This window comes from Azospirillum sp. UFLA03-27, from assembly GCF_059803775.1.
This window is the reverse complement of the sequence record NZ_JAUQTX010000271.1, coordinates 1-8,577: the sequence shown is the minus strand read 5'-3', so window position 1 is coordinate 8,577 and position 8,577 is coordinate 1. Positions and strand designations below refer to the sequence as shown.

General features: G+C 70.6%; 7 protein-coding genes. 5 read left to right on the top strand and 2 right to left on the bottom strand.

Features of this window, described 5'->3' with window-relative positions:
- Positions 1-25 precede the first annotated feature (25 nt).
- Positions 26-640, top strand: a complete 615-nt coding sequence (locus Q4I23_RS27545; RefSeq protein WP_498528326.1) for a hypothetical protein — start codon at positions 26-28, stop codon at positions 638-640.
- On the opposite strand, the gene Q4I23_RS27540 is transcribed toward Q4I23_RS27545, so the two are convergent.
- A complete protein-coding gene (locus Q4I23_RS27540) occupies positions 552-3,239 on the bottom strand; it encodes an MMPL family transporter (protein WP_498528325.1) in 2,688 nt (895 codons plus the stop codon). The two genes, Q4I23_RS27545 and Q4I23_RS27540, sit on opposite strands and share 89 nt — an antisense overlap.
- Positions 3,240-3,398: 159 nt before the next feature.
- Here Q4I23_RS27540 and shc point away from each other — a divergent pair, with 159 nt between their 5' ends.
- From shc to Q4I23_RS27525, 3 genes are read left to right on the top strand one after another with little or no spacing between them, the layout of a single operon-like run.
- Positions 3,399-5,330 carry a squalene--hopene cyclase gene (shc, locus tag Q4I23_RS27535; RefSeq protein ID WP_498528324.1) on the top strand — a complete coding sequence of 644 codons (1,932 nt, stop codon included), beginning with the start codon at positions 3,399-3,401 and terminating at the stop codon, positions 5,328-5,330.
- 31 nt (positions 5,331-5,361) lie between these two features.
- Positions 5,362-5,736, top strand: coding sequence for a DUF2141 domain-containing protein (locus Q4I23_RS27530; protein WP_498528323.1), 375 nt, complete (start codon positions 5,362-5,364; stop codon positions 5,734-5,736).
- Positions 5,737-5,769: 33 nt separating this feature from the next.
- Positions 5,770-6,450, top strand: coding sequence for a phosphorylase family protein (locus Q4I23_RS27525; RefSeq protein ID WP_498528322.1), 681 nt, complete (start codon positions 5,770-5,772; stop codon positions 6,448-6,450).
- Here Q4I23_RS27525 and hpnH read toward each other — a convergent pair.
- Entirely contained in the window at positions 6,391-7,518 is a 1,128-nt protein-coding gene (gene hpnH, locus Q4I23_RS27520; RefSeq protein WP_498528321.1) for an adenosyl-hopene transferase HpnH, read from the bottom strand. The genes Q4I23_RS27525 and hpnH overlap by 60 nt on opposite strands.
- A 268-nt stretch (positions 7,519-7,786) precedes the next feature.
- Between hpnH and Q4I23_RS27515 the strand changes: the two genes are divergently transcribed.
- Positions 7,787-8,577, top strand: a 791-nt coding sequence (locus tag Q4I23_RS27515) for a 1-deoxy-D-xylulose-5-phosphate synthase N-terminal domain-containing protein (RefSeq protein ID WP_498528320.1), incomplete at its 3' end; no start/stop codon positions are given.

Sequence of the window (8,577 nt, the reverse complement as noted above, 5' to 3'; positions counted from 1 at the left end):
GTTATAGTCTCGTGGGCTCGGAGATGTGTATAAGAGACAGTTCCTCGACAGGGAGCGTTTCCTGTTCACCAGCAGCCACGGCGGCTGCGGCTGGAGCGCCGTGATCGAGGACAACGTCTTCGGCGGGCGCCACGGCTTCGTCGGCCTCGTCGATAACAACAACGCTCGCGTCCTGATCGGCGGGATCGGCTTCGCCAACGGCCTGTTTCCCGACGAAGCCAAGGACCGGCTGATCGTCGCCGCCACGCGGGAGGAGGCGCTGCTCGTCTACCGCCTGTCCGATCCGCAGGCCCCGCCAGAGCGCCTCGCCCTTTCCGGAGGGCCGGACAACCTGATGATGGCCCCGGACGGACGCCTGCTGGTGGCGCTGCACCCGTCGCCGTTCCGGCTGGCGCTGCACCGCTACGGCTGGCCGGGCGGGGCTGCGGCACCGACCCGCGTCGCGGCGCTTGGCCCCGCCGGGACGGAGATCCTGCTGGACGAGGACGGACGGCGCTTTTCGGCCGCCACGGTCGCCCTCCCGTGGAACGGGCGGCTGATCGTCGGCTCGGTCACCGCGCCGGGACTGCTGGTCTGCGACGCAGCCGCCAGCGGTGCCACAGGATCATCAGCGCCGGCAGAACCACCAGCGACGAGATGACCGTGTAGGTGATCGACACCGCCAGCAGCACCCCCATGCTGGACAGCCCGCGGTGATTGGACAGCGCCAGCGTGGCGAAGGCGGTGCTGGTGGTCAGCGTGCTGACCAGGACGGCGCGCGGCGTGCTGGTCACCAGAAGCTCGATGCCGAAGGCGCTGTCCGACGCCCCTTCCCGCACCAGATCCTGCCCGCGCGAAACCATGTGGATGCTGCTCGACACGCCAAGCGCGAACAGAAGCGGGATGACGATGACGTTGGCGAAGTTGAAGGGGATGTCCAGCAGCCCGGCCGTTGCCATGGTCCACAGGGCGGCCAGGACCAGCGGCGCCAGGATCAGCACCATCCCGGTCACCGAGCGCTGGACGGCGACCAGCAGAAGCACCATCAGCACCAGCGTCAGCGCCGTCGCCTCCAGAAAGGAGGAGCCGACGACCCTGGCCGCCTCCGTCACCGTGACCGGGGCGCCGGTGGCGTTGGGCGCCACGGCCAGCACCGCGTCGGCGAAATCGGCCATTTCGCGGCTGTCGGAGATGTCGTGGGTGGGCAGCACCTCGACGCGGGCGCGTCCGTCCGCGGCGATCCAGCGGGCCTTCAGGCTGTCCGGCACATCGGCGGCCGTCACCGGCTGCTCCACCGCCATGCCCTCGCGCAGCCGCTCGAGCAGCGGCGGCACGCCCCCGGTCAGCGCGGCGTCGAGCGTGGCGAGCTGCCCCGGCTGGATGCGGGCCAGCGCGCCGTCGAAGCGCTGCACGGCGGCGCGCAACTCGGGCGGTCCGTCGCCCTTGTCCGTCCGATAGCCCCCCAGCACCGTCTTCAGCATGGCGAAGGCGCGCTCCAGCCCACCCTGGTCCAGCGCCGCCGGGGTGGCGGGTGCGGCGAGGCTGGGGCCGACCAGCAGCGACATGTCCGCCAGGATCGGCAGCTTGGCCTCCTGGTCCTTGGGGATGAAGCTGGCGAAGGTGCGCACGCCGCCCGACTCCGGCAGGGGGCGCAGCCGGTCGGCCAGCGCCTGCGCCGCCGCGAGGTCCGGCGTCAGGATGTTGACGGAATAGGGTGAGGTGCGCGGTGTGGTGGCGAGATCGCGGTAGGTGGCGACGGCCTCCGTCCGCTCGTCCTGCAGGTTCAGCGGGTTGACGTCCAGCCGCACCAGCGGCAGCGCCGCCATGGACAAAACGGCGCTTGCCCCGGCCAGGGCGAGGATCGCGCGGTGGTGGCGGGTGACCCAGCCGGCGAAGCCGCGGTCCTCGCGCTCCGGCGCTGGGACACCGGGGCCGGGGCGCAGCAGGACGATCAGCGCGGGCAGAAGGGTCAGGCTGATGAGCAGCGCCACCACCATGCCGACGGCGGAGATGATGCCGAACTCCGCCAGTCCCAGATAGGCGGTCGGCACGAAGGACAGGAAGCCGATGATGGCGCACAGGGTGCTGAGGACCAGCGCCGGCCCGACCGCCCGCACCGCCTCGATGGCGGCCGCCAGCGGCGGCAGGCCGCGGCGCAGCTCCTCCTGGTAACGCAGGCCGAGATGCCCGCCGTAATCGTCGCCCAACCCGAAGAACATCACCGCGCAGGTGACGGAGATCAGGTTCAGCCGCCCCACGGTCAACGCCGCCGCCCCGGCGCTCAGCGTCAGGCCCAGCAGCAGGACCACCATGATGCAGGCGATCAGCCGCCCCGACCGCATCCCGGCGATCAGCACCGCCGAAACCAGGATGAAGGACAGGATGGTGGCGAGACCGGCGCTGTTGGCGACCGTGTCCAACTCCGTCTGGCGCAGCGGCACGGCGCCGGTGACCCGCATCTCGACCCCTTGCCCGACCGGCTCCGCCATCACCGCGCCGATGGCCTCGTGCACCGCGGTGACCGCGGGACGCCCGCGCCCGAAGGAGCTGTTGTCGAGGATGGGCCGGGCCAGGACGAAGCGGCGGTTGGCTGCCCGGTCCTCCTCTTCCGCGGCCTGCACCAGCCCGGTCCAGGACAGCGGCACGGGGCGGCCGTCCGCCACCGTCGCGGTGCTGACCGCCAGCCGGTCGAGGAGATTGGCGGGGGTGGCCGGCGCCCCTTCGTCCGCGTGGGTCAGGATCAGGTCCAGCAGGTCGGCCAGACCCTGAAGGTTGGGAGCGGCGTTCAGCGCGCCCAGCGCCGCCTGCGCCCCGGCCAGCCGGGTGGCCAGATCCTGCAATTTTTCCGTGTCGAGAAAGAGCAGACCATACTGGCGGAAGTACGGATCGGCGGACGGCACCTCCACCGCCGACAGCACGTCGCTGCGGGCGGACATGCGCTCCGCCAGACGTACAGCGGCGGCGTCCGACTGATCGGGGGACGGGCTGTCCACCACCACGACAATCTGGTCGTCGGCGAAGGGAAAGGCCTGCCGGTATTCCTCTGTGTGCTGGCGGAAGGCGGTGTCCGGCGAGATCATGTCCGCCGTGCTGGTGCTCATCGTCAGATTATCGGCGGAATACCAGCCGGCCAGGACGGACAACAGGACCCCGACCGCCAGCGTCACCCGCGGCCTTCGGCAGGACAGGGCGCCCAGGCCCCCGATCATGCTGCGGCCGAGGTCCGCCATCCGGCCCAGGACACCTTGCCGTTCTGTCACGCTGTACGTCTCCCCTTGAAGCGTACGCAGTCTGCCAGGACAACCTCTGGCACCCAACGTACGCTACCGTATCTTACTTCCAACCAATGGGCGAAGCGCGGCACCTCATTACCCTGATACCTCCACCATGGGGAACACCGGGGCAAAGCGGGAGCGCCGATGCAAGACCACAACGCAAGCACAACCTTGCGGGTCCAACGGGCCGAGCCGTCGGCCAAGGCCGTGGGCGACGCCGTGGCCGAGGCCACGGACGCCCTGATCCGCCGCCAGCAGGCCGATGGCCATTGGGTGTTCGAGCTGGAGGCCGACGCCACCATCCCGTCCGAATATCTGCTGCTGCACCACATCCTCGACGAGATCGATCCGGAGCTGGAAGCCGGTCTGGCCGCCTTCATCCGCGGGCGGCAGGGCAAGGACGGCGGCTGGCCGCTGTTCTTCGGCGGCGCCATGGACATCAGTTGCAGCGTGAAGGCCTATTTCGCTCTGAAGGCCGCGGGGGACAGCCCCGACGCGCCGCACATGCGCCGCGCCCGCGAGGCGATCCTGGCGCGCGGCGGCGCGGCGCGCTGCAACGTCTTCACCCGCATCCTGCTGGCCCAGTTCGGGCAGATCCCCTGGCGGGCGGTGCCGGCGATGCCGGTGGAGGTGATGAACCTGCCGCCCTGGTCGCCCTTCCACATTTCCCGCATCTCCTACTGGTCGCGGACGGTGGTGGTCCCGCTTCTGGTCGTCATGGCGCACCGGCTGCGGGCCCGCAATCCGCGCGGCATCGGCATCGCGGAACTGTTCACCGAGCCGCCGGAGCGCGTGCGCAACTGGCACAGCAACAACAGCCGCGGCGGCTGGGCCACTCTGTTCCGCGCGCTCGACGCCGCCCTGCACGCGGTGGAGCCGCGCCTGCCCGCCAACGGGCGCCAGACGGCCATCGACCGCGCGGTGCGTTTCGTGACCGAGCGGCTGAACGGGGAGGACGGGCTGGGCGCCATCTTCCCGGCGATGGTCAACGCGGTGCTGATGTTCCATTGCTTGGGCATGCCGCCCGACCATCCCGACGCGGCGACGGCGCGCCGCGCGCTGCGCGGGCTGGTGGTGCGGCAGCCGGGGCGGGTCTATTGCCAGCCCTGCCTGTCGCCGGTCTGGGACACCGCGATCATCTGCAACGCCTTGTTGGAAACCGGAAACCCGCAGGCCCGCGCCGCGGCCCGGCGCGGGGCGGATTGGCTGATCGACCGGCAGATCCTGGATGTCGAGGGCGACTGGGCGTGGCAGCGGCCGGGGCTGGCCTCGGGCGGCTGGGCCTTTCAGTACAACAACGCCCATTACCCGGACACCGACGACACCGCCATGGTGGTGATGGCCCTACAACGGCTGGACACCGAGCGCTATGGCGAACCGATCCGCCGCGCGCGGGACTGGATCGTCGGCATGCAGAGCCGCAACGGCGGCTGGGGCGCCTTCGACGCCGAGAACCAGCACGATTTTCTCAACCACATCCCCTTCGCCGACCATGGCGCCTTGCTCGACCCGCCGACCTCCGACGTGACCGCCCGCTGCGTCATGATGCTGGCCCGGCTGGGCGAGGGCCGGGACACCGTGCCGACCCGCCGCGGCCTGACCTTCCTGGAGCGCGAGCAGGAGAGCGACGGCGCCTGGTTCGGGCGCTGGGGCACCAACTACGTCTACGGCACCTGGTCGGCGTTGGAGGCGCTGAACGCCGCCGGAGTGCCGCATGCAGCACCGGCCGTGCAGCGCGCCGCGCAGTGGCTGCTGGCGCACCAGCGCGCGGACGGCGGCTGGGGGGAGGACGGCGCCAGCTATTGGGCCGGCAACCCGCGTGGCGAGGGGCCGGTCTCCACCGCCTCGCAGACCGCCTGGGCGCTGCTCGGGCTGATGGCGGCCGGCAAGGGCAACCACCCGGCGGTCGACCGCGGCGTTGACTATCTGCTGTCGGCCCGCAACGCCGAAGGGCTGTGGAGCGAGGAACCCTTCACCGCCGTGGGCTTCCCACGCGTCTTCTACCTGAAGTACCACGGCTACTCGGCGAGCTTCCCACTGTGGGCGCTGGCCCGCTACCGCGCCTTCAGGGTGTGATGGGGCGGGCGTGAGAGGAGGAGCGGCGGTCTTGGCCGCGGCGCTGACCGTGACCGTTCAGGGCGTGCGCAATGGCGACGGGCAGATCGTCCTCGCCGTGTGCGAGGAGGCGGCCTACCCGGCGGGGCGTTGCGCCTTCCGGGTCGCGGCCCCGGCGGCGGAGGGGGCGGTGCGCGTCGCCGTGCCCGACGTGCCGCCGGGGACCTACGCGTTGCGCGTCTATCACGACGAGGACGGCAACGGTCAGTTGGACCGCAACCTTCTCGGCGTGCCGCGGGAAGGCTTCGGATTCGGCAACGACGCCCCGGTGCTCCTGGCGCCGCCGAGTTTCCGCGACGCCGCCGTGACGGTGGGGGAGGATGGCATGGAAACGGCGTTGACGCTGCGTTACTGGATATCGCCATAGGGAGGCGTGATGGCCGCCGCGATCCTCACCGGCATGGCGTTGGAGGCACGTATCGCCCGGCGTAGCGGGTTGCCCGTCGCCTGCGCCACGGGGGACGCCGCGGCCGCGGTGGCCGCGCATCGGCTGTTGGAAGGCGGAGCCTGTGGACTCATCAGCTTCGGCATCGCCGGCGGCTTGGCGCCCGACCTGCGGCCCGGCTCGCTGGTTGTAGCGACGGCTGTCGTCGATGAGGACGGTACCGTCCATGAAACCTGCCAGCCCTGGCAGAATCGCCTGCACGACGCCTTGCCTCAGGCACGCTCCGCGTTGGTGGCGGGGGCGCGGATGCCCGCGGCGACGGTCGGGGACAAGGCGCGGCTGCGCGCTCTGACCGGTGCCGCGGCGGTCGATCTGGAAAGCCTTGCCGTCGCGCGGGCCTGCCAGGCATGGGGGCGGCCCTTCGCCGTGCTGCGCGCGGTCGCCGACCCGGCGTGGCGGGCGCTGCCCACGGCAGCCCTGGCCGGACTCGACGGGGCGGGGCGCATGGCCCCTGGCGCCGTGCTGGCGCGGCTGGCCGCCGACCCCCGCGAACTCGTCGCGCTGGGTCGGCTGGCCTGGGACCTGGGCGGCGCCTTGGCGTCACTGCGCGGGGCGGCCCAAGCCTTTCCCGCCGACCTATTCGGCGGCGGTCCGCTCGGCCTCGATCCGGCGCAGCGTGTCCGCAACGTGGCGTGAGAAGACCTCCTCCGCCGGGCGCTGGCGGTCCAGCGGGATCTCCGGCGCCATCGGTCCCTCCGTGCGCGGCCCGCGCAGGCTGACCGCCAGCGCCGACAAGGGATTGCGCAGCGTGTCCTCCACCGCGGTCGGCTCATAGCCGCTGTGGACCATGCAGTCGGCGCATTTCTCGTAATTGCCGGTGCCGTAGGCGTCCCAGTCCGTCTCCTCCATCAGCGCCTTGAAGGTCGGGGCATAGCCCTCGCCCAGCAGGTAGCAGGGACGCTGCCAGCCGAAGACGTTGCGCGTCGGGTTGCCCCAGGGTGAGCAGCGGTAGGTGCGGTTGCCGGCCAGGAAATCCAGGAACAGGGACGATTGCGAGAAGCGCCATTTGCGGCCCCGCCCCCGCGCGAAGACGTCGCGGAACAGCTCCTTGGTCTTGCGGCGGTTCAGGAAATGCTCCTGGTCCGGGGCGCGCTCGTAGGCGTAGCCGGGCGACACGGTGACGGCGTCGATGCCGGCGGCCATCGCCTCGTCGAGGAAGGCGGCGACCTTCTCCGGCTCCGCCCCGTCGAACAGGGTGCAATTGATGTTGACGCGGAAACCGCGCGCCTTGGCGGCGCGGATCGCCGCGACGGCGCGGTCGTAGACGCCCGGTTGGCAGACCGCCTTGTCATGCTCCTCCCGCCCGCCGTCGAGATGGACCGACCAGGTGAAGAAGGGGCTGGGGGTGAAGCGGTCGAGCCGCTTCTCCATCAGCAGGGCGTTGGTGCAAAGATAGACGAACTTGCGGCGCGCCACGATGCCGGCGGCGATGGTGTGGATCTCGGGATGCAGCAGCGGCTCCCCTCCGGCGATGGAAACCACCGGGGCGCCGCACTCGTCCACCGCGCCCAGGGCCTCCTCCACCGACAGGCGGCGGCGCAGGATCGGGTCGGGATAGTCGATCTTGCCGCAGCCGGCGCAGGCGAGGTTGCAGCGGAACAGCGGCTCCATCATCAGCACCAGCGGGAAGCGCCGGTTGCCTCTGAGGCGCTGGTGCAGGACATAGGCGCCGACCAGCGCCGCCTGGATCGCGGGAACGGCCATGGTTACGCCTTGCCCTTTCCATCGTGGATCGCCGTCTGGTGGATCGCCGTCATGCGCCTATCCCTGAAATTGCGTCGCGCTCCAGTTTGGAGCGTCCGGAGACGCACGGCAGGTAGATTACTGTATGATACTTGCCGGACTCTGGTGTGGTCCGGCTCCGCCTTTCATCCTTGGCAAGCCGCAAAACCACAGCGCGCGGGACCGTTGCGCCGGCCGCTGCATTGGTTGACGGCCCATAATGGGGCCCATAATGGGGGAGGCACCGGCCATGAAGTCCAAGACCCCGAGCAGCAGGACGCCTCTGCTCGACCGGGTGCGCACCCCCGTCGATCTGCGCCGCTTGAAACCACGCCAACTGCGGCAACTGGCCGACGAACTGCGAACCGAGACGATCAGCGCGGTGTCGGTGACCGGCGGTCATCTGGGCGCCGGGCTGGGGGTCGTCGAGCTGACCGTGGCGCTGCACTATGTCTTCGACACGCCAGCCGACCGGCTGATCTGGGACGTCGGGCATCAGTGCTACCCGCACAAGATCCTGACCGGGCGTCGCGACCGCATCCGTACGCTCCGTACCGGAGGGGGATTGAGCGGATTCACGAGACGTACGGAGAGCGCGTACGACCCCTTCGGAGCGGCGCACAGTTCCACCGCCATGTCGGCGGGGCTGGGCATGGCGGTGGCGCGCGACCGGCTGGGCCGCCGCAACCATGTGGTGGCCGTGGTCGGGGACGGCGCCATGAGCGCCGGCATGGCCTATGAAGCGATGAACAACATCGGTTCGGGTGACAGCCGGGTGATCGTTGTGTTGAACGACAACAACATGTCGATCGCTCCACCGGTCGGCGCCCTGTCGGCCTATCTCTCGCGGCTGATCTCCTCCAAACCCTTCCTCACCCTGCGGCACTTCGCGGAGGATCTGGCCGGCCACATGCCGCGTCCTCTGCGCACGGCGGCGCGGCGGGCGGAGGAGTACGCCCGCGGGATGGTCACCGGCGGCACGCTGTTCGAGGAGATGGGCTTCTACTACATCGGCCCGATCGACGGGCACAATCTGGACCA

What these genes read in the sequence shown, in the direction of transcription:
- shc (WP_498528324.1), top strand. Translation starts at nt 3,399, where the DNA reads ATGCAAGACCACAACGCAAGCACAACCTTGCGGGTCCAACGGGCCGAG.
- Q4I23_RS27525 (WP_498528322.1), top strand. Translation starts at nt 5,770, where the DNA reads ATGGCGTTGGAGGCACGTATCGCCCGGCGTAGCGGGTTGCCCGTCGCC.
- hpnH (WP_498528321.1), bottom strand. Translation starts at nt 7,518, where the DNA reads ATGGCCGTTCCCGCGATCCAGGCGGCGCTGGTCGGCGCCTATGTCCTG.